At 45.5% G+C, this 20,476-nt stretch carries 17 protein-coding genes; 6 read left to right on the top strand and 11 right to left on the bottom strand.

Features of this window, described 5'->3' with window-relative positions:
• Positions 1-3: 3 nt before the first annotated feature.
• From EJ063_RS17325 to ubiK, 3 genes are all read left to right on the top strand, one after another.
• Positions 4-1,110, top strand: coding sequence for an efflux RND transporter periplasmic adaptor subunit (locus EJ063_RS17325; RefSeq protein WP_126575585.1), 1,107 nt, complete (start codon positions 4-6; stop codon positions 1,108-1,110).
• 11 nt (positions 1,111-1,121) lie between these two features.
• A complete protein-coding gene (locus EJ063_RS17320) occupies positions 1,122-4,244 on the top strand; it encodes a multidrug efflux RND transporter permease subunit (RefSeq protein WP_126575584.1) in 3,123 nt (1,040 codons plus the stop codon).
• Positions 4,245-4,380: 136 nt separating this feature from the next.
• On the top strand, positions 4,381-4,632 hold the full coding sequence (gene ubiK, locus EJ063_RS17315; RefSeq protein ID WP_126575583.1) for a ubiquinone biosynthesis accessory factor UbiK: 252 nt from the start codon (positions 4,381-4,383) through the stop codon (positions 4,630-4,632).
• A gap of 45 nt (positions 4,633-4,677) precedes the next feature.
• Here the strand turns inward: ubiK and EJ063_RS17310 are convergent, their stop codons facing one another.
• Together EJ063_RS17310 and ilvC are read right to left on the bottom strand one after the other, a co-directional pair.
• Positions 4,678-5,217, bottom strand: a complete 540-nt coding sequence (locus EJ063_RS17310) for a hypothetical protein (RefSeq protein ID WP_126575582.1) — start codon at positions 5,215-5,217, stop codon at positions 4,678-4,680.
• A gap of 380 nt (positions 5,218-5,597) precedes the next feature.
• Positions 5,598-7,082 carry a ketol-acid reductoisomerase gene (ilvC, locus tag EJ063_RS17305; RefSeq protein WP_126575581.1) on the bottom strand — a complete coding sequence of 495 codons (1,485 nt, stop codon included), beginning with the start codon at positions 7,080-7,082 and terminating at the stop codon, positions 5,598-5,600.
• A gap of 227 nt (positions 7,083-7,309) precedes the next feature.
• Here ilvC and ilvY point away from each other — a divergent pair, with 227 nt between their 5' ends.
• The gene (ilvY, locus tag EJ063_RS17300; protein ID WP_126575580.1) at positions 7,310-8,200 is read left to right on the top strand and encodes an HTH-type transcriptional activator IlvY; all 891 of its coding nucleotides are present in this window, start codon (positions 7,310-7,312) and stop codon (positions 8,198-8,200) included.
• 200 nt (positions 8,201-8,400) lie between these two features.
• Here ilvY and hemN read toward each other — a convergent pair whose 3' ends face one another.
• From hemN to EJ063_RS17275, 5 genes are all read right to left on the bottom strand, one after another.
• A complete protein-coding gene (gene hemN, locus EJ063_RS17295) occupies positions 8,401-9,789 on the bottom strand; it encodes an oxygen-independent coproporphyrinogen III oxidase (RefSeq protein WP_126575579.1) in 1,389 nt (462 codons plus the stop codon).
• Positions 9,790-9,974: 185 nt separating this feature from the next.
• Positions 9,975-10,463, bottom strand: coding sequence for a DUF2489 domain-containing protein (locus EJ063_RS17290; protein WP_126575578.1), 489 nt, complete (start codon positions 10,461-10,463; stop codon positions 9,975-9,977).
• An 8-nt stretch (positions 10,464-10,471) separates the two neighbouring features.
• A complete protein-coding gene (yihI, locus tag EJ063_RS17285; protein ID WP_126575577.1) occupies positions 10,472-11,020 on the bottom strand; it encodes a Der GTPase-activating protein YihI in 549 nt (182 codons plus the stop codon).
• A complete protein-coding gene (locus EJ063_RS17280) occupies positions 11,020-11,658 on the bottom strand; it encodes a class I SAM-dependent methyltransferase (protein WP_126575576.1) in 639 nt (212 codons plus the stop codon). The genes yihI and EJ063_RS17280 overlap by 1 nt, the downstream gene beginning before the upstream one ends.
• Positions 11,659-12,380: 722 nt before the next feature.
• Entirely contained in the window at positions 12,381-12,998 is a 618-nt protein-coding gene (locus EJ063_RS17275) for a c-type cytochrome (protein WP_126575575.1), read from the bottom strand.
• 136 nt (positions 12,999-13,134) lie between these two features.
• Here EJ063_RS17275 and yihA point away from each other — a divergent pair, with 136 nt between their 5' ends.
• Positions 13,135-13,800, top strand: coding sequence for a ribosome biogenesis GTP-binding protein YihA/YsxC (yihA, locus tag EJ063_RS17270; RefSeq protein WP_126575574.1), 666 nt, complete (start codon positions 13,135-13,137; stop codon positions 13,798-13,800).
• A 479-nt stretch (positions 13,801-14,279) separates the two neighbouring features.
• Here the strand turns inward: yihA and spfP are convergent, their stop codons facing one another.
• The 4 genes from spfP to hemB all read right to left on the bottom strand — a co-directional run bounded on the left by spfP (position 14,280) and on the right by hemB (position 19,493).
• Positions 14,280-14,327 (bottom strand): small protein SpfP, encoded by a 48-nt coding sequence (gene spfP, locus EJ063_RS21565; protein ID WP_438356636.1) that lies wholly within the window; start codon positions 14,325-14,327, stop codon positions 14,280-14,282.
• 193 nt (positions 14,328-14,520) lie between these two features.
• Positions 14,521-17,316, bottom strand: coding sequence for a DNA polymerase I (gene polA, locus EJ063_RS17265; RefSeq protein ID WP_126575573.1), 2,796 nt, complete (start codon positions 17,314-17,316; stop codon positions 14,521-14,523).
• 624 nt (positions 17,317-17,940) lie between these two features.
• A complete protein-coding gene (locus tag EJ063_RS17260) occupies positions 17,941-18,378 on the bottom strand; it encodes a GNAT family N-acetyltransferase (protein ID WP_126575572.1) in 438 nt (145 codons plus the stop codon).
• Between the two features lie 65 nt (positions 18,379-18,443).
• Positions 18,444-19,493, bottom strand: a complete 1,050-nt coding sequence (hemB, locus tag EJ063_RS17255) for a porphobilinogen synthase (RefSeq protein WP_126575571.1) — start codon at positions 19,491-19,493, stop codon at positions 18,444-18,446.
• Positions 19,494-19,656: 163 nt separating this feature from the next.
• On the opposite strand from hemB, the gene EJ063_RS17250 reads away from it, so the two are divergent.
• On the top strand, positions 19,657-20,418 hold the full coding sequence (locus EJ063_RS17250) for a TatD family hydrolase (protein ID WP_126575570.1): 762 nt from the start codon (positions 19,657-19,659) through the stop codon (positions 20,416-20,418).
• Positions 20,419-20,476 lie beyond the last annotated feature (58 nt).

The raw sequence follows: 20,476 nt of genomic DNA, 5'->3' as shown, positions 1-20,476 counted from the left end.
AGAATGAAAAAGTGGACTTTCTTTATGTTGCTTATCGCAATACTGCTGTTTGGCAGTGTGATAGGTTTCAATTTATTCAAACAACAGAAGATCGCAGAGTACATGGCGAATCGACCTGAACCTGAGTTTCCTGTGACTGTCACAGAAGTTCAAGCGGTTGATTGGGTTCCTGTTATCGAAGCGATTGGTTTTATTGAACCAAACCAAGGTGTTACGGTTGCAAACGAAACCAGCGGCGTGATCGATAAGATTGCTTTTAACTCTGGTACTCAGGTTGAAGAAGGCCAGCCTTTAGTATTGCTTGATTCTGAAGTAGAAAAAGCAAACCTAAAGAGCGCTCAAGCGAAACTTCCTGCAGCGCAAGCGAAGTACAAGCGTTACCAAGGTCTATACAAAAAAGGCTCTATCTCTAAAGAAGCTTACGATGAAGCAGAAGCTAACTACTTCTCTCTTCAAGCGGATATTGAAAGCCTAAAAGCAGCGATTGACCGTCGTGAAATCAAAGCACCATTTGCTGGTGTTGTCGGTATTCGTAATGTTTATCTAGGTCAATACCTTCAAGCAGGTACTGATATCGTTCGTCTAGAAGATACTAGCGTGATGCGTCTGCGTTTCACCGTGCCTCAGACAGACATCTCTCGCATCAACATTGAGCAAGAAGTGGATATCTTCGTTGATTCTTACCCAGAGATCGCGTTCAAAGGGTCTATCTCAGCGATTGAACCAGCGGTTAACGTTCAAAGTGGTCTGATTCAAGTTCAAGCGGATATTCCGAACAGCGATGGCAAACTGCGTAGTGGTATGTTCGCGCGTGCAAACATCATCCTACCTAAACTAGATAACCAAGTAACGCTACCGCAAACGGCGATCACTTTCACGCTATACGGTGACAACGTGTACGTTGTGACAGAGGAAGATGGCGAGAAGCGTGTAACACAGCAAGTGGTTAAAGTAGGTGAGCGCACTCAAGATATCGCGCACATTCTAGAAGGCGTTAAACCAGGTGACGTTATCGTGACTTCTGGTCAAGTTCGTCTAAGTAACCACGCGAAGGTTCGTGTAGTAGAAAGCGATGCGACTACTCCACCAGCTGAAACACCAATGCTGTAATTGGAGGCTTCATGCGCTTTACTGATGTTTTTATTAAACGTCCAGTTTTAGCGGTATCGATCAGCTTTTTGATTGCCCTGCTTGGCTTACAAGCAGTGTTCAAAATGCAGGTCCGTGAATACCCTGAAATGACGAATACAGTAGTAACGGTTTCAACCAGTTACTACGGTGCCAGTGCCGACCTTATCCAAGGCTTCATTACTCAGCCTTTGGAACAAGCGGTCGCACAGGCCGATAATATCGACTATATGACTTCATCTTCGGTTCTCGGTAGCTCTACAATTACCGTGAACATGAAGCTGAACACTGACCCGAACGCAGCACTTTCAGACATATTGGCCAAGACCAACTCTGTTCGTTCTCAGCTTCCTAAAGAGGCGGAAGACCCAACAGTAACCATGTCGACAGGTTCTACGACGGCGGTACTCTACATCGGCTTTACCAGTGACGAGCTTTCTTCAAGCCAAATCACTGACTACCTTGAGCGTGTAATCAACCCGCAGCTATTCACTGTAAATGGTGTGTCTAAGGTTGACCTATACGGTGGTATGAAATACGCCCTACGTATTTGGCTAGATCCAGCCAAAATGGCGGCGCTAAACCTAACTGCAACTGACGTTATGGGTGTTCTGAACGCCAACAACTACCAGTCAGCAACAGGTCAGGCGGTGGGTGAGTTCGTACTGTACAACGGTAGCGCTGATACTCAGGTGTCAAACGTTGATGAATTGTCTAACCTAGTGGTGAGCACTGACGACGGCGACGTAACTCGCTTAAGCGACATTGCGAAAGTAACGCTAGAGAAGAGTCACGATGTTTACCGTGCAAGTGCGAATGGCCAAGAAGCGGTTGTAGCTGCAATCAATGCAGCGCCAAGTGCAAACCCGATTAACATCGCAGCTGATGTACTTGAGCTATTGCCTCAACTTGAGCGCAACCTGCCAAGCAACATCAAGATGAACGTAATGTACGACTCAACGATTGCGATCAACGAATCCATCAATGAAGTTGTTAAAACGATCATCGAAGCGGCACTTATCGTACTTATCGTGATCACTCTGTTCTTAGGCTCGTTCCGTGCGGTAATCATTCCGATCGTTACTATCCCACTCTCTTTGATTGGTGTAGCGATGGTGATGCAAGCAATGGGCTTCTCTTGGAACCTGATGACGCTTCTGGCGATGGTACTGGCTATCGGTCTAGTAGTAGATGACGCGATCGTTGTTCTTGAAAACGTTGACCGTCACATCAAGCTGGGTGAATCACCATTCCGTGCTGCCATCATTGGTACGCGTGAAATTGCGGTACCGGTTATCGCGATGACATTAACGCTAGGTGCTGTGTATGCGCCGATCGCCTTAATGGGTGGTATTACCGGCTCGCTATTTAAAGAGTTTGCTTTAACCCTGGCCGGTTCGGTATTTGTATCCGGTATCGTGGCGCTAACGCTATCACCAATGATGTGTTCAAAAATGCTTAAGGCGAATGAAGAGCCAAGCAAATTCGAACAGAAAGTGCATCATATTCTTGATGGTATGACGAACCGCTACGAAGGCATGCTAAAAGCCGTTATGCAGCACCGCCCTGTGGTTCTTGCATTCGCGGTTATCGTATTTGGTAGCTTGCCAATGCTGTTTAAGTTCATTCCAAGTGAACTTGCTCCATCGGAAGATAAAGGCGTAGTGATGCTGATGGGTACTGCCCCATCGAATGCCAACTTAGACTTTATGCAAAACACCATGAATGACGTAAACCAGATTCTGTCTGATCAGCCAGAAGTTGCGTTTGCTCAGGTGTTTACAGGTGTGCCTAACTCGAACCAAGCCTTTGGTATCGCTTCTATGGTGCCTTGGAGTGAGCGTGAAGCTAGCCAGTCTGAAGTGGCAAACCGTGTAGGTGGTTTAGTATCAAACGTTCCAGGTATGGCAGTAACGGCATTCCAGATGCCAGAACTTCCTGGTGCGGGTTCAGGTCTACCTATTCAGTTCGTTATCACAACACCAAATGCCTTTGAGAGCCTATTCTCAATCGCAACCGACGTGCTAACAGAAGTGAAGTCTAGCCCGATGTTTGTTTACTCAGACTTGGATCTGAACTACGACTCGGCAACGATGAAAATCAACATCGACAAGGACAAAGCTGGCGCTTACGGCGTGACGATGCAAGACATTGGTATCACGCTAAGTACCATGATGGCGGACGGTTACGTAAACCGTATCGACCTAAATGGCCGTTCTTATGAGGTAATCCCTCAAGTTGAGCGTAAGTGGCGTCTAAATCCAGAGTCGATGAATAACTACTACGTTCGCAGTGCAAACGGTGAAGCAGTACCTCTAGGTAGCTTGATCACGATTGATGTTGTGGCAGAGCCTCGCTCTCTTCCTCACTTCAACCAGCTAAACTCAGCAACGGTTGGTGCCGTACCAGCTCCTGGCACTGCTATGGGTGATGCGATCACTTGGTTTGAAGGTGTTGCGGCAGAGAAACTGCCTAGCGGCTACAACCACGATTACATGGGTGAAGCACGTCAATACGTAACTGAAGGTAGCGCACTGTACGCAACATTTGGTTTAGCGTTGGCAATCATCTTCTTGGTTCTAGCGATTCAGTTCGAATCACTAAAAGATCCAATCGTTATCATGGTTTCGGTTCCTCTAGCGGTATGTGGCGCTTTGATTGCTCTTGCTTGGGGCGCAGCAACCATGAACATCTACTCTCAGGTAGGTCTGATTACCCTGGTTGGTCTGATCACCAAACACGGTATCTTGATCTGTGAAGTGGCCAAAGAAGAGCAGCTACACAATAAACTGAGCAGAATGGAAGCGGTAATGGAGGCGGCGAAAGTACGTCTACGTCCTATCCTAATGACAACAGCAGCGATGATTGCGGGTCTTATCCCGTTAATGTATGCGACAGGTGCAGGTGCGGCTCAGCGCTTTAGTATCGGTATCGTAATTGTTGCGGGTCTTGCGATTGGTACTATCTTTACCCTATTCGTACTGCCAGTTATCTACAGCTACCTAGCTGAGAAACACAAGCCTCTACCAGTGTTTGTTGAAGACAAAGACTTGGAGAAGCTGGCGCGCGTTGATGAAGCGAAAGCAGCACATCGCGAGCTTGCAGAAAACAAATAATCTGCATTGAATGAAAAAGGTCACTTCGGTGGCCTTTTTTATTGCGCGCATTCTGTAGAATTTTTGCTATCGAGGTAGCGACTTTCCCGTATCAATTACATAGAATGAGAACAAATTGAAAGGAGTTTTCGTCACCATGTTTGACCCAAAGAAACTAGAACAAATCGCTAAACAAATTCATGATTCTATGCCTGCACCCGTAAAAGAGCTTGGCTCAGACGTAGACCAAAAAGTTCGCCAAGTTATTCAAGGCCAACTGAACAAGCTAGACGTGGTTAGCCGTGAAGAGTTCGATGTACAAACACAAGTACTGCTTCGTACTCGTCAAAAGCTAACTGAGATGGAAAAGAAACTGGCAGATCTTGAAGAGAAGCTAGCAGACAAATAGAAACACGCTTCCGGTTGGAAGCGTTTTTTGTCACTGCTTTTATTTTTATTGATGCTTGGCTTTAAGTACCTTAAGCGATACGTTCTTGAACCCCATTGCAGAAACAGAATAAGCATACTCATCGGTCACAACCCCATCGACAGCACTTATCAACCCACCGACCTTCACCTCTTTGTTACCAATAAAGTGCCCATTTAAGAAATTCTTACCTGCGACGTTAGCCGGAGAATACTGCGTGAATCCTTGGTGGCAGATGCCTTTCATTTCTATTGCTTGTCCATCAACGGCGACATGACGGTTAGGCAACGTTTGATTGTCTGGGCCAACATCATCTTCCCCATTACAACGATGACTGCGGTCGACAAAGTACAATGTAAAGTCACCATCAAATCGAAGCATCAAATGGCCATAGTTTTGCTCATCTGCATTAATGGTTTCTGAAGCAACCGTGGCACCAACACCTTCAACATACTGCCACTGCTCAGTGTCGTATTGGCTTCGATCCAACTCAGGCAGTGGCCGCCCCATCGCAAAACACGAAGCAGAAGTAAGCCCGATCACTACACCAACCAAATATTTGTTCATCACATATAAGCCTTGTTGTTATCACTGATGCCATTCAAACACATTTACTCACCAAACCGTGCCTCACTTGTAGGACGCCCTACAATACTCTGACTAAACATTAACCGATTTTACTGAGCACAAACAAAAAGGGCTTGGTCAACGGCGACCAAGCCCTTTATTCGATGTTGTGTTTATGTGTATTTATCGACCCCAGTCTATCTGGAGTTCTTACTGCTTTGCTTTAAGGCAATTACGCAGAAATAGTTTCAAAGCTAAGAGCTTAGGTTCTGTCGTAAACAAATTTCGAAGAATTAAGGTTTCATTTCTAGGAGAAGGCGCGGAGTTTACGATAGTAAATGAGCACCTTCGACACCGAAATGGAACCTTAAGACAAGTAATTAGCCGCCTACCGCGATGTTCTTCATATCCGTCATGTAACCACGTAGCTCTTCACCGATGTACTCAACTGGGTGGTTACGGATTGTGTCGTTCACAGCGATTAGCGTTGCGTTATCAACTTGGTTAGACGTTTCGCCTAGGCCTTTACCGATTACGTCTGTACCTACTGAAGGCATGAACTTCTCACGTAGTAGCGGTGTTGCTACGTTAGCGAATAGGTAGTTACCGTATTCCGCTGTGTCTGAGATTACTACGTTCATTTCGTATAGACGCTTACGTGCTACTGTGTTTGCAATTAGTGGTAGCTCGTGTAGAGACTCGTAGTACGCTGACTCATCGATGATGCCTGATGCTGTCATTGCTTCGAATGCTAGTTCAACACCAGCACGAACCATTGCAACCATTAGGATACCGTTGTCGAAGTACTCTTGCTCAGAGATTTCAACGTCGCTTGATGGGTAGTTTTCGAATGCGGTTTCACCCGTTTCTGCACGCCAGCCTAGTAGGTTTGCATCATCATTTGCCCAGTCAGCCATCATAGTGCGAGAGAATTCACCAGTGATGATGTCATCCATGTGCTTGTTGTAAAGCGGACGCATTAGCTCTTTTAGCTCTTCAGAAAGCTCGAATGCTTTGATTTTCGCTGGGTTAGATAGACGGTCCATCATGTGCGTTACGCCACCAAATTTCAGTGCTTCTGTGATGGTTTCCCAACCGTACTGAAGTAGCTTACCCGCATAGCTTGGGTCAATGCCGTCAGCGATCATCTTCTCGTAAGATACGATAGAGCCCGCTTGTAACATACCACATAGGATAGTTTGCTCACCCATTAGGTCAGATTTAACTTCTGCTACAAATGAAGACTCTAGACAACCTGCGCGGTGGCCACCTGTACCTGCTGCCCATGCTTTCGCGATATCCCAGCCTTCGCCTTTAGGGTCATTTTCTGGGTGAACAGCGATTAGCGTTGGTACACCGAAGCCACGCTTGTACTCTTCACGTACTTCTGTACCTGGACACTTAGGTGCAACCATGACAACCGTTAGGTCTTTACGGATTTGCATACCTTCTTCAACCACGTTGAAGCCGTGTGAGTAACCTAATGCAGCGCCTTCTTTCATTAGCGGCATCACCGTCTCAACAACGTTCGTGTGCTGTTTGTCTGGAGTTAGGTTGATAACTAGGTCTGCTTCAGGGATTAGCGTTTCGTAGCTTGCTACTTCAAAGCCGTTTTCTTTTGCGTTCTTGAATGACTGACGCTGTTCGTCAATCGCCGCCTGACGTAGTGCGTATGCTACGTTTAGGCCAGAGTCACGCATGTTTAGACCTTGGTTAAGACCTTGCGCACCACAGCCAACGATTACCACCTTCTTGCCTTTTAGGTAATCAGCTTCTGTTGCGAATTCGCTGCGGTCCATAAAACGACAACGACCTAATTGGTCTAATTGCTCACGAAGGTTTAGGGTATTGAAATAGTTAGCCATGGTCGGGCTCTCCTTAAAAAATTTTTCCATTTGGTCGATATTTCACTATCGAATGACCTGATACTAATGCAGACTTCCTGTTGCTTAAAGTGATATATTCACAATTAGTAATTGCGTTTTTTGCAACAAGTTATACATCCATTGATTCTGTTATACCTTAAAAGCGTATGGCATTCATATAGTAACTTGGCAAAAAGTCAGTTTTATTCTCTTTTCAAGATCGAAATATGAACATAAAAAGTCTGCAACTCTTCATTCACTTATGTGAGAGCCAAAATTTTTCCAAAACAGCGGCATCGATGCACATCAGCCCATCGGCACTCAGTCGTCAGATTCAAAAGCTTGAGGAAGAGATCGATCAAACTCTGTTCTTAAGGGATAACCGCAGTGTCGAGCTCACGCCTGCGGCAAAGAAACTGCTGCCTGTCGCGCTTAACATTATTGGTGAATGGCAAAACTACAATGCTCAGCTCAGCGGCCATGACGAAGAGCTCAAAGGTGAAATTCGACTGTTTTGCTCAGTAACCGCCAGCTACAGCCACTTACCTGAGCTGCTGTCAGATTTTCGGATTCAGCATCCGTTTATCGAATTTAAGCTCTCGACAGGCGACCCAGCTCAAGCGATTGAGAAAGTGTTAGCCGATGAAGTGGATATTGCGATTTCCGCCCAACCAGAGCAGCTTCCTGCTCGTATTGAATTTGAAACCATCAGTGAAATTCCACTCTCGGTGATCGCGCCAGGTGGCGTCAGTAACTTTGCTCAGGAGCTGCAAAAAGATAAGCCAGATTGGTCAGCGATTCCTTTTATCGTGCCTGAATCCGGTACCGCCCGAGAGCGAGCGAACGCTTGGTTTAAGGCAATGAAGATAAAACCGAACATCTACGCTCAGGTATCAGGTCACGAAGCGATTGTGAGTATGGTGGCGCTGGGGTGTGGTGTGGGGATTGCGCCCGATGTGGTGATCAATAACAGCCCAGTTAAAGATAAGATTGAACGCTTGAAGGTGGCGTCGATTAAGCCATTTAAACTGGGCGTATGTTGCAAACGCTCACAGCTCGATAACCCGCTAGTTAAAGCCTTGTGGGAAATGGCGCACGATACCTATATCGCACCTTAACTTTCCAACAGCCAAATACAACAAAGCCACCGCTTCTTCAGATATAAAGAAACACGGTGGCTTCAAACAGTTGTAATTTTCAAAGTAGTTGGAGTCACAGCTAGGCGTCAAACAACCTTATTCCCATGAGCATAGTTCGCTATGTGATTGGGATAAGGTGGTGAAGACAACAACGCTGTGGCTTCAAATACGAAGAAAATTTAGATTACGCGAGAGAACTGCTGCTGCCTAGCCTTAGCTCTTAAATACTTATCGAAACACATACAGATGTTACGAATCAGTAAGCGACCACGTAGTGTCACGCGGATCTCTTTGTCATCGACTTCAACCAACTCATCATTAATGAATGTCTGTAGTAAGCCCAAGTCTTCTTTAAAGTAATCATTGAACGTGACGTTAAACTCAGACTCAATCATCGTTTTATCGAGCTTAAAGTTACAGATTAGCTGCTTGATCACTTCGCGACGCAGTAAGTCATCACTATCAAGAGCGACACCTTTCCATAAAGCATGGCGCTGGTCATTCACCTGTGCGTAGTACTTTTTCAGCTCTTTCTGGTTCTGCGCGTAGGCATCACCCATCATAGAGATCGCTGAGACACCAAAACCCACTAAATCGGCTTCACCTTGTGTGGTGTAGCCTTGGAAGTTACGGTGAAGAATGCCTTCACGTTGCGCCACAGCCAACTCATCATCAGGCAGTGCAAAGTGGTCCATACCGATAAATTGGTAACCTGCACCCGTCAACGTGCTGATGGTGTCTTGCAGAATCGCCAACTTCTCTTCTGCAGCTGGTAGGTCTTCATCTTTAATCTTACGCTGCGCAGCGAAAAGCTGAGGCATGTGCGCATAGTTAAACACGGACAACCGACCAGGTTGCATCTCAAGCACTTGCTTTAATGTCTCTGCAAAAGAGTCTTTAGTCTGCTTAGGTAGACCGTAAATCAAATCCAGGTTGGTTGAACGGAAGCCAAGCTGCTTCGCTCGCTCAACCATCGCGAAGATAAACTCTTCATCCTGCTCACGATTCACCAACACCTGCACTTCTTTATTGAAGTCTTGAACACCAATACTTAGACGGTTAAAGCCTTCACCACGCAGGTGATCCAGCATGTCGAGTTCAATTTCACGCGGGTCGACTTCGATACTGATTTCAGCATCACCTTCAAAGTAGAACTCACCGCGAAGAATGGCCATCACACGGCTAATTTGTGCTTTGGTTAGGAAAGTGGGAGTACCACCACCAAAGTGAAGCTGAGTCACTTTACGACCTTGTAGCAACGCCGCGCGAGTACGAATTTCTAGCTCTAACACATCCAAATACTCATCGGCTTTATGAGCATGACGAGTGATCACTTTATTACAGCCACAGTAGTAACAAAGCTTGTGGCAGAAAGGGATATGAATGTAGAGAGAAAGCGGTCGCTCTGGGTACTGAGTACAAGCCATGTCATAGTCAGAAACCGTAAAGGCTTCATGAAACTCTAACGCGGTTGGGTATGAGGTATAGCGAGGACCTGAGTAGTTGTACTTATCAAGAACGGCTTGATCCCAAACAATTTGTTGGCTTGAGGCGACTGGCTGCGACATGATGGTATTTCCGTTGGGCTGTAATGCTTCGTGTGGCGAAAGGGCCATTATAATAAGCAGACTATTTTGCCACACCTAGTTACGAGTCACGGATGGGCAAAGTGCTTTTTAAGTAGTAAAAGTCAGAAATGATAACTCGATCACTACCCATTAAGTGTAAGCGATCGAGTTACAAATGCTTGGTTCTAGATCATTTGAATATTGATCTGATTGTTTAAAGGTTGGACCTTTTTCTGCAGCGCTTTTAGCTCTTCCACAATGTTCTCTTGAAGACGAGACTCTGCTTTATGGCGCTCAAGGTTTTGCTTCATGCGATCTTGCTTGGCTAACTCCTGACGAGCTTCACCACGTGCCATATCTTTTACGATATGGAACAGCTCAGACGTTGCTGGGTATTCTTTGTCAAAGTCGACTCTATCTTCACCTTGAACATAGTCCATGATGTTATAGAGACGAATGCTGATTTCCGACAAGTCACACTGCTCTTGGATGCCTGCGAGACAAAGGACGTTAACGCTTTCAAAAATGTTAGCGTTGCGTTTTTCAATTGCCAGCTTTTGTTGCTGCAACTGCAATTCCTTTTGCTTTTTAAGCTTGAGCAGAAGGTAACCTGCATAAGACGCTAGGCCGAGAATGATTGCTCCGCCTGCAATGGCTAATAAGGTTACGTTCATTGGCGCTATTATCCTTTAAACTGATCCAGGTCCATATCTTCAAATTGAGAAAGCAGGTCATCGTCTGATGAAACTGACTGCCCTTTTGATTCAATAGATGGCGCATCTTCAGGCTGTTCAAACTCGTCATCTTCATAAATGCCAAGCTGCTTCATTAGCACTTCAATACGTGCCAATTTCCCATCAACATACTTCTGTAGACCAGCACCTAGATGTTCACCTTCTTCGATACGATCCAGTAGCACGTTCAGTTGAGCATCATTTTCTAGCATCTCAAGCTCTTTCTCTGCACTCATACGGCGCTCAGCTTTCGATAGTTTCTTCTGCGGCTCTACAATCAGTGGAATTTTCTTTTTGCTGCCTAAACGTGGATCACGCTGCTGGCCTGCTGTTTGTTGCTTACTCGTCTTTGCTTCAGAGTTACGACCACCTGTTTTTAGGCCTTTGCGCTTTTTCTCTTTTTTGCGCAGACGTCCATCAACGTCTGACTGAGTACGGTTACGTACAACGACAACATCACTGTTGCCAGCTGATCTTACTTTTTTATTACGGCTCATTACTGGGCTTTCCTCAGTAAAATTACATCATTACCAATAAATTCAAGCTTGAGCTGATCCCGCTCTGCCAAAAATTGAAACGTGTTACGACTAAAAAACACCACATGGGTTTGGTCGTTCTTATAGTGCCATGAGGCAAACGCTTCAACATCGATAACCATCTTGGTCATTACACCAATCCAGCCACCTGGCTTAACTAAATTCAACCATTGCTGCCACACTTTGTTGGGCTCATAAAGATGCTCAATCACTTCCGTAGCAGTCATAAAATCATACGACTGATCTAGCACCGCAGTATCAGGGTGATAGTAGATATCGTACAAACTCATGGTGTGTCCCTGCTCTTCCAACATCAATGACAATGTTGGGCCTGGGCCACAGCCAAAATCTATCCCGTGAGAACTCGGCTCTACACGCTCTAATATTGGATCAGCTACGCGAGATAAGAAGCGTCTATACCCTTGATCTAATGGGTTGTTCTCATGCAGATCATAGTGCGCTTTTTCTTCTTGAGCCCCCAAACGCTGGTCTGGATTAACAAACACAAGCTCACATTGCGAGCACTGAAGATATTCTCGGCGCTTATCTTGATAGTAGTGCTGAGTATCTTGGCTTTGACAAAGGGGGCAATGGTGCATATCGACTGCGTTAACTCATCCTCAAACGGGGATGCGAAACATACCAGAAACTGGCCTTGGAGTGGAGCACTATTGTGCAAATAATCATCGATTCTTTAAAATTTAGAGATAAAAAAAGCGATAGGGTTAACTATCGCTTTCTAAATGCCTTGCGGCCAAACTGTGTGGTACTGATTTCAGTACACCAATATTCCATTTGTTTTAAGTGCTTTCCCTGCCAAAAGTGTTGTTTGCCACCATCCTGGTGAGTTTTGGCTTTCCGTTTACTTCCTGCTACCTGGGTTCATCCTGAACCTGATCCGTTTCGATATCTAAACCATTAGACAAGGTGACCATCCATATCCAGTAGGTTTCCTACCTACCCAGCTTCATGCTTATCACCCAAGCAATCCTCGCTTGCGTCCTTGGAGACCTCCTAGTCTGAAATCCGTTATCAGCGCCCTGCCGATGAGTCCACTTTACCTTCTTAGGCCATAACAACAATCCACCAAACAGAATAAATACGCTCTTTTTTGTTCCGTTTTTTTGAAGCCTTGTTTTTCAATGCGTTATATAAAGAGGCAAGAAGATAGACCAAGCAAGTATGGGCGATCTCTTACATTACGAGCGGAGATCTCAACGATTGAGTGATTTTCGGTGTGTGATGTTGATCATACGAAAAAGCCCAGACTCAGGTCTGGGCTTTTTCAATACAACTTTATGCTCGAACACAGTGATTGGGCTTAGTGTAGGCCACCAACGTATTTTGAAAGTGTATCGATATCTTCATCCGTTAGCTTCTTCGCTACATCACGCATCATCGCGTTCATGTCGTTTGCACGAGAGCCATCACGGAATTTTTCTAGCTGCTGCTTAATGTAGTCAGCATGCTGGCCAGAAATTTTCGGGAAGCCTGAAAGTTCAGTACCGTTACCACGAGGACCATGACACGCGATACATGCTGTTAGGCCACGCTCTGCATCACCAGCGGTGTAGAGAACTTTACCTGCTTCAACTACGTTCTCAGGTGTTGAGTTGTCTGAGATAGGCAGAGATGCGTAGTAAGCCGCAAGATCTTTCATATCTTGCTCAGACAGAGGCATCGCCATACCACCCATAACAGGTTCAACGCGGCCTTGTTTACCACCACTTGTCATACCTAGTTTTAGGTCTCTCAGCTGCTTTTCAATATATTTAGCATGCTGACCAGCAAGTTTAGGGTACATTGCGAGTTGACTGTTGCCGTCTGCACCGTGGCAGGCAACACAGGTTTGAGATTTTGCTTTACCAGCTTCGATGCTGCCTTGGGCCCATACGGAGCAGCTGGCTAAAAGACTCAATATTAGCGCTAATTTCTTCATGACATTCCATTTATAATTATCAAGCTTCCAGTACCACTCATGGTACAATAGGCGACCTTATGCCGAGCACGGTTATTTTACACAATTTCACAAAAAAGTAATCAATCGACTACACAAAGTCGAGATGGAGTTAACAGTGAGCGTAAAAATTCATTATCAAAACACTCATTTCATCACAAGTGCGCCGGATATCCGCGCCTTGCCAGAAGATGAAGGTATCGAAGTTGCGTTTGCAGGACGCTCCAATGCGGGCAAATCAAGCTCTCTTAATCGCCTGACGAACCAGCGTAGCTTAGCGAAAACCAGTAAAACCCCTGGTCGTACGCAGCTTATCAACCTATTTAAGGTCACTGACGGTTGTCATATCGTCGATTTGCCAGGATACGGTTTTGCTCAAGTTCCACTTGAGATGAAGAAAAAGTGGCAGAAGTCTCTAGGTGAATACCTACAAAAACGTCAAAGCCTAAAGGGTCTTGTTGTCCTTATGGATATTCGTCACCCAATGAAAGATCTCGACCAACAACTGATCTTCTGGGCAGTCGACAGCGGCATTCCTGTTCAAGTTTTGTTAACAAAAGCGGACAAACTGAAAAGCGGTGCTCGCAAAGCTCAAGTGCTAAAAATCAAGAAAGATGCAGTTGGTTTTGGTGGTGATGTTAGCGTGGCTGCATTCTCTTCACTGAAAGGGATCGGTGTGGATGTTCTTCGCAATAAACTGGATGAGTGGTTTGCACCTGTCTTTGCTGATTCGATAATCGAAGAGATTGTTGAAGAAGAGAATCTAGATAACGAACAAGAATAATTGCTCTCGTTGATTAATGAAGCCCTGCTGTAATAGCGGGGTTTTTTGTCTCTGCTGAAAATAAAATGCCCCACCATCCTGGCAGGGCAACGGGAGAGAAATCGTTGTTATACGTTATTATGCATTCAAGATTACTCGTTTCCTCTTTCCAGTCAACTCCCACCCCTGCCTGTTTTAGCAATCTCAAAAATAGAATTAAATATTATTAATCAATAACTTAATGAAATTTAAAACATCTTAACGTCACCAAAACAGGTTTGATTTTCAGCCCAAAATAACCAAAATGTGAAGGGAGTAAATTTACAACGCGTCAACGAATGATTTTTTGGCTGAAACAGGGCTATTCGATAAAGAGAATGCATCATCGGAGTGGTGATAAAGATAAAAGCAGAGAGATGAGACGTAGAGTTATGAATTTATTGACTTTTCTTTGGCCCAATAAAAAACGCCCCAATCAAAAACTGACTGGGGCGGCTGAATCAGCCTAATCCAATAACGTGAAACAAAAGGTCTGAAAGATAGAACATCTTACCTCTGTACCCTACGCCGTTAAATGTACAACAATTGGTCAGAAATGGAAACTATTTTCGTAATTTTTTTTCATTACACTTTTACTAAACTACATTTATAGTCAGTTCAGACAAACTTATTTATTGATAAAAAAAAGCCAGTGTTTGTGCACTAGCTCATGTTATTTTCTGCTTTTTGATGAATTAGTGTCTAGTGAGCCTGATCCCAGTTATCACCATGTCCTGATTCCGCCACCAGCGGTACATCTAACGCTGCCGCTGACTCCATCAATTCTTGTACTTTACTTTCAATTTCGGTCAAAGCTGACTCTTCAACTTCAAATACCAATTCATCGTGTACTTGCATCAATAGCTTAACGCGACCAGCGCCTTCCGCTTGAATCCACTCATCCACAAGCAACATTGCTTTCTTGATAATGTCTGCCGCGGTCCCCTGCATTGGCGCGTTGATCGCAGCACGTTCAGCCGCTTTGCGACGCATGCCATTACGAGACTGAATTTCTGGTAGGTGCAAACGACGACCAAAGATGGTTTCTACGTAACCTTGCTCGGACGCTGCACTGCGCGTGTCTTCCATGTACTGCATAACGCCAGGGTAACGCTCGAAGTATTTGTTCATGTAATCTTGCGCTTCACCACGTGGGATACCCAGCTGCTTCGCCAAACCAAATGCACTCATACCGTAGATAAGGCCAAAGTTGACCGCTTTGGCACGACGACGCTGCTCTGAGCTCACTTGGTCAATGGTTGTGCCCATGATCTCTGCTGCCGTTGCCGCGTGGATATCTTTACCTTGTTGGAACGCTTCAAGTAATGCCTTGTCACCCGAGAGGTGCGCCATGATACGCAGTTCAATCTGAGAGTAATCGACTGCTAGGATTTTAAAGCCATGTGGCGCAACAAAGGCCTGACGAATACGGCGACCTTCATCATTACGAATTGGAATATTCTGCAGGTTTGGATCGGTGGATGATAAACGCCCCGTTGCCGTCACCGCTTGATGATAAGAAGTATGCACACGGCCCGTTTCTGGGTTGATCATCTTCGGTAGCTTATCGGTGTAGGTCGATTTTAGTTTCGCTAAACCACGGTATTCCAAAATCAGTTTTGGTAATGGGTAATCCAGAGCCAGCTCTTGCAGCACTTCTTCATTGGTTGAAGGCGTGCCTGATGGCGTCTTCTTGATAACGGGTAGGCCCATCTTCTCAAACAGAATCGCTTGCAGCTGTTTCGGTGAGTTCATGTTGAACTCTTGCTCAGCCACTTCGTACGCTTTTTGCTCTAGCTCATCAAGGCGCTGAGCGATCTCTTGTGATTGCGTACCTAGCTTCATGTCATCAATGAGAACACCAGTACGTTCAATGCGAGATAATACCGGCACAAGCGGAACTTCAATCTCTTCATAGATAGATTTCAGTTTCTCATCTTGATCAATGTTTTCCATGAGGCGGTTATGCAAACGCAATGTCACATCGGCATCTTCAGCGGCATAAGGTGAAGCCTGCTCAAGCTCAATCTGGTTGAACGTCAGTTGCTTCTTACCTTTACCTGCAATTTGTTCGAACGAAATGCAGCTGTGCTGAAGGAAACGCAGTGCCAAACTGTCCATGTCGTGCTTGCCGCCAACGCTGTTGTAAACATACGAAGCGAGCATAGTGTCATGCTTGATGCCTTTCATCTCAATACCGTAGCGTGCTAATACGCTCGCATCGTATTTGAGGTTTTGACCCACTTTCGCCTGAGCATCATCTTCAAGAATCGGTTTCAGTTGCTCTAGCACCCAGTCACGATCAAGCTGCTGTGGCGCATCTAAGTAGTCATGAGCGACTGGAACATACGCCGCGACGCCTTCTTCGGTCGCAAACGACAGACCAACCAGATTGGCAACCATGTAATCTAGGCTGTCAGTTTCAGTATCAAAAGCGAAGACTTCTGCCGCTTTCAACTTTTCTAGCCACGCGTTAAAGCTCGCTTCATCTAAGATAGTCTCATATTGGCTGCGATCGATAGTCACTGCTGACGTGTTCATCTCTACGCTACTAGACGCTTTCGCCGCACCTGTCGCAGCACCCGACTTTTCGTCCGCTTCGACTACGCCAGTGCCACCGTCAAGCAGCTCATTCAACCAAGACTTAAACACAAGCTGACCGTAAAGCTTAATCAGCTCATCTGTGTTGGGTTCTGTTTTTAGTAGAGACTCAGGGGTTTCTTCTAGTTCAACATCAAGCTTGATGGTCGCAAGTTCGTAAGACAGCTGCGCATTGTCTTTATTATCGACCAGCTTCTTCGCCATGGTTTTAGAGCCACGGAAACCAAGCGGTGCAATGTCGTCGAGGTTGTCATACAGCTTATCTAGGCCGCCAATACCTTGCAGCAGTGCCGTTGCTGTTTTGTCACCCACACCCGGTACACCCGGAATGTTATCAACCTTATCACCCATTAGCGCTAAGTAATCGATGATAAGCTCTGGTGGAATACCAAACTTCTCAACCACGCCTTCACGATCCATTACTACATTAGTCATGGTGTTGATCAAAGTAACGTTGTCATCCACCAGCTGAGCCATATCTTTATCGCCCGTGCTGATCAAAACCGGCATACCCGCTTGCGACGCTTGGTAAGCCAAAGTACCAATCACGTCATCCGCTTCCACGCCAGGAATACAGATCAACGGTAAGCCCATCGCACGAATCACATTGTGCAATGGCTCAATCTGACAACGAAGATCGTCTGGCATTGGTGGACGATTGGCTTTGTATTCAGGATACATATCATCACGGAAAGTTTTACCTTTCGCATCGAAGACTACGGCAATACGGTCAGAAGCGAATTGACGCATCATGCTGCGCAGCATGTTAACCACGCCGTAAACCGCATTAGTTGGAATATCACCATTACTCATCGTGCCTGGGTAGGCATGAAATGCGCGATATAGGTAAGAAGAACCATCGATAAGAATCAACGGATTATCAGGAATGTTAGCCATAGTCTTTACGTATCCAAAGAAAATGCAAAAAAGATCTGCTTAGGATGCCATGACTGGGTCAGTGAATCCATTTTAACTCTCAGAACTCGATAAAGGAGTGTGATTATTCTTCCACCGATGCAAGCAACCATCTGTGGATAAGTCTGTTTATAGTATTTATTCACAGGATGTGAAATGCGATGGTCCAAACGAAAAAACAAACATAAGTAATTGTAAGTATGGACAATTAACACAGATCGATCATTAACAGATCGATCCTGAAACGATCTTGCGTTGTGGAAAAGACTATTGGTGTCCTTTTATTCGATCAAAAACGGCAGGCATAAAAAAAGCGACATCTTTCGATGTCGCCTAGCAAAAAGGGGTCAAAGCATTTCAGGTGAATGATCCGCTTTGCCATAAAGCTATAAATTACACTGGAAGCAATGTGAGCAATGTCGTGTCAAAAAGAACTCGTGCAAGTTCGATTAAGTTCTGTGTCATCACCGTCTCCAATTTGAATCTGGTAAGTCAACGTCCTTGTGAACTTCTCTCATTCCCTAAGACGAGATAAATAATAACCATTCTCATTTATCTCGTCAACACCTAAATGAGAAAAAATCTCATTTAATTTTTATGACAGCACTATAATGACTTTAAAAAGTGTATGCGGCTTTCTAGCATTGGCTCTTTTTGTTCATGATTTTCAATCAGATAACCATTCTTTATTAACAGTCTTAGCATGCTCGGAAACTGGTTACGCGACTTCACTTTGAGGTATTTATATCCTTGCTGTTGCGCCCATTCTTCCTGGTGTTCCAGTAAAGACTGAGCAACGCCCTTATTTCTCGCAAGCGGCGATACCCCGCCAAACCAGCTATAGAACGTCTCGTCATCCAACTGGTAGCCAATCTTAAACCCAAGCAGCTTGTCCTCTTCTTGAGCAACTTGAATCAACCAACGCTGCTTACCCTCTAACCGAGCCGATAAGCTTTCAACCGTTTCTTTAAGGGCAAACTCATCGATCTGCTCCACGACTTGAACACATTCTTCCAGCGTCCCTAGACGATAAGTCACACTCATAGTTTTTCTCGCCATTAAAAAAGGCTGACAATCGCCAGCCTTTAGAACTTGATCAATTCAAGAGATTACTCTTGTTCGCCTTTCAAGAAGGTCGCCGCTTGGGCATTTTCTTCCGCTAACCACTCAGCCACATCTTTAGCAAAGTAAGTTAGGATACCGTCTGCACCCGCACGCTTAAAGCAAAGCAGAGATTCCATTACTGTCTCACGCTCTTTAAGCCAACCGTTGGCAAACGCGGCTTTGTGCATCGCGTACTCACCAGATACTTGGTAAGCAAACGTCGGGACTTCGAGTTCAGACTTCACACGGCGAACGATGTCTAGGTAAGGCATGCCTGGCTTAACCATCACCATGTCAGCACCTTCGTTAACGTCCATTGCGACTTCATGGATCGCTTCATCGCTGTTAGCAGGATCCATTTGGTAGTTCTTCTTGTTGCCGCCTTTTAGGTTGCTTGCACTGCCGACCGCATCACGGAAAGGACCGTAATAACAAGACGCATACTTTGCTGAGTACGCCATGATTTGCGTGTTAATGTGGCCCGCTTGCTCGAGTGCTTTGCGAATCTCACCAATTCGACCATCCATCATATCTGATGGCGCGACCACATCTGCGCCCGCTTCCGCGTGAGACAGTGCTTGCTTAACCAATACCTTGGTGGTTTCATCATTCAGTACGTAGCCCTCTTCATCGATGATGCCATCTTGGCCATGCGTCGTGAATGGGTCGAGTGCCACGTCAGTAATCACACCGATTTCAGGCACATGCTCTTTGAGTGAGCGTACCGCGCGCTGAACCAAACCTTCTGGGTTGTAAGCTTCAGCAGCACAGAGACTTTTTGCATCTTGGTTTACCACAGGGAATAGAGCGATAGCCGGAACACCCAGCTGAGCAAGGTATTGCGCTTCTTCTAACATCAAGTCGATAGACAGACGCTCAATACCAGGCATTGAATCCACGGTTTCGCGGCGATCTTTACCCATTAAGATAAACATTGGGTAAATCAGATCGTTAACAGAGAGTTGGTTTTCAGCCATTAGGCGACGGCTAAAGTCATGTTTACGCATACGGCGCATACGACGGCCAGGGAATTGGCCTTGAATCGAAACTGACACTCTATTCTCCTTGTGTGGTGAAAGTGCTTGAAATGAATGATATCACTCCTTCGAGACTACGCTAGCAACAAACAATAAAAATGCAAAAAATGACCCAATGCTCACACTGCCGTATACTAACGCCACACCGATAACCAAGAATTAGTTTGCCAAGAGAACGACCATGATTGATAGCCACGCCCATATCTATGCCAGCGAGTTTGACGCTGATCGCGATGATGTCGTAAAGCGCGCCCTTGCCCAAGGTATTGATAAGATCCTTCTTCCTAACATTGACCTAGAATCCATTGAGCCGATGTTAAAAACCGAAGCGGCCTACCCAGAGATTTGTCGCTCGATGATGGGTCTGCACCCTTGCTACGTGGATGGGAATGTCAAACAGACACTCGACATCGTTCATTCTTGGTTTGATAAACACAACTTCATTGCGGTCGGTGAGATCGGTATCGACCTGTATTGGGATAAAACCTATAAAGCTGAGCAAGAGATGGCGTTTATCACTCAGCTCAACTGGGCAAAAGAGATGAACTTGCCCGTCGTGATCCACACGCGTGATTCAATTGAAGAGACGCTTACCCTGCTTCGCCAAGAGCAAAATGGCTCATTGAGTGGCGTGTTCCACTGCTTTGGCGGCAGCGTTGAAGAAGCGAAAGCAATCAATGACCTTGGGTTTCACCTTGGCTTAGGTGGCGTTTCAACATTCAAGAATGGTGGCATGGACAAAGTTATCCCTCACCTTGATCTGAACTACGTTATCTTAGAAACAGACTGTCCTTATTTGGCGCCAGTCCCACATCGCGGCAAGCGTAATGAGCCCGCTTATACGGAACTCGTGGCGAAGCGAGTGGCTGACCTGCGTGAACTGAGCATCGAAGAAGTCGATACCATCACGACTCAGAATGCGACCTCACTGTTCAAACTGTAAAACACCGAATAGCAAAAAGGGGCTGATACTCACCGTATCAGCCCCTTTTTATTTTACT

Origin of the sequence: Vibrio aquaticus (assembly GCF_003970385.1) — a bacterium.
Classification (GTDB): domain Bacteria; phylum Pseudomonadota; class Gammaproteobacteria; order Enterobacterales; family Vibrionaceae; genus Vibrio; species Vibrio aquaticus.
This window is presented reverse-complemented; position numbering and strand designations above follow the sequence as displayed.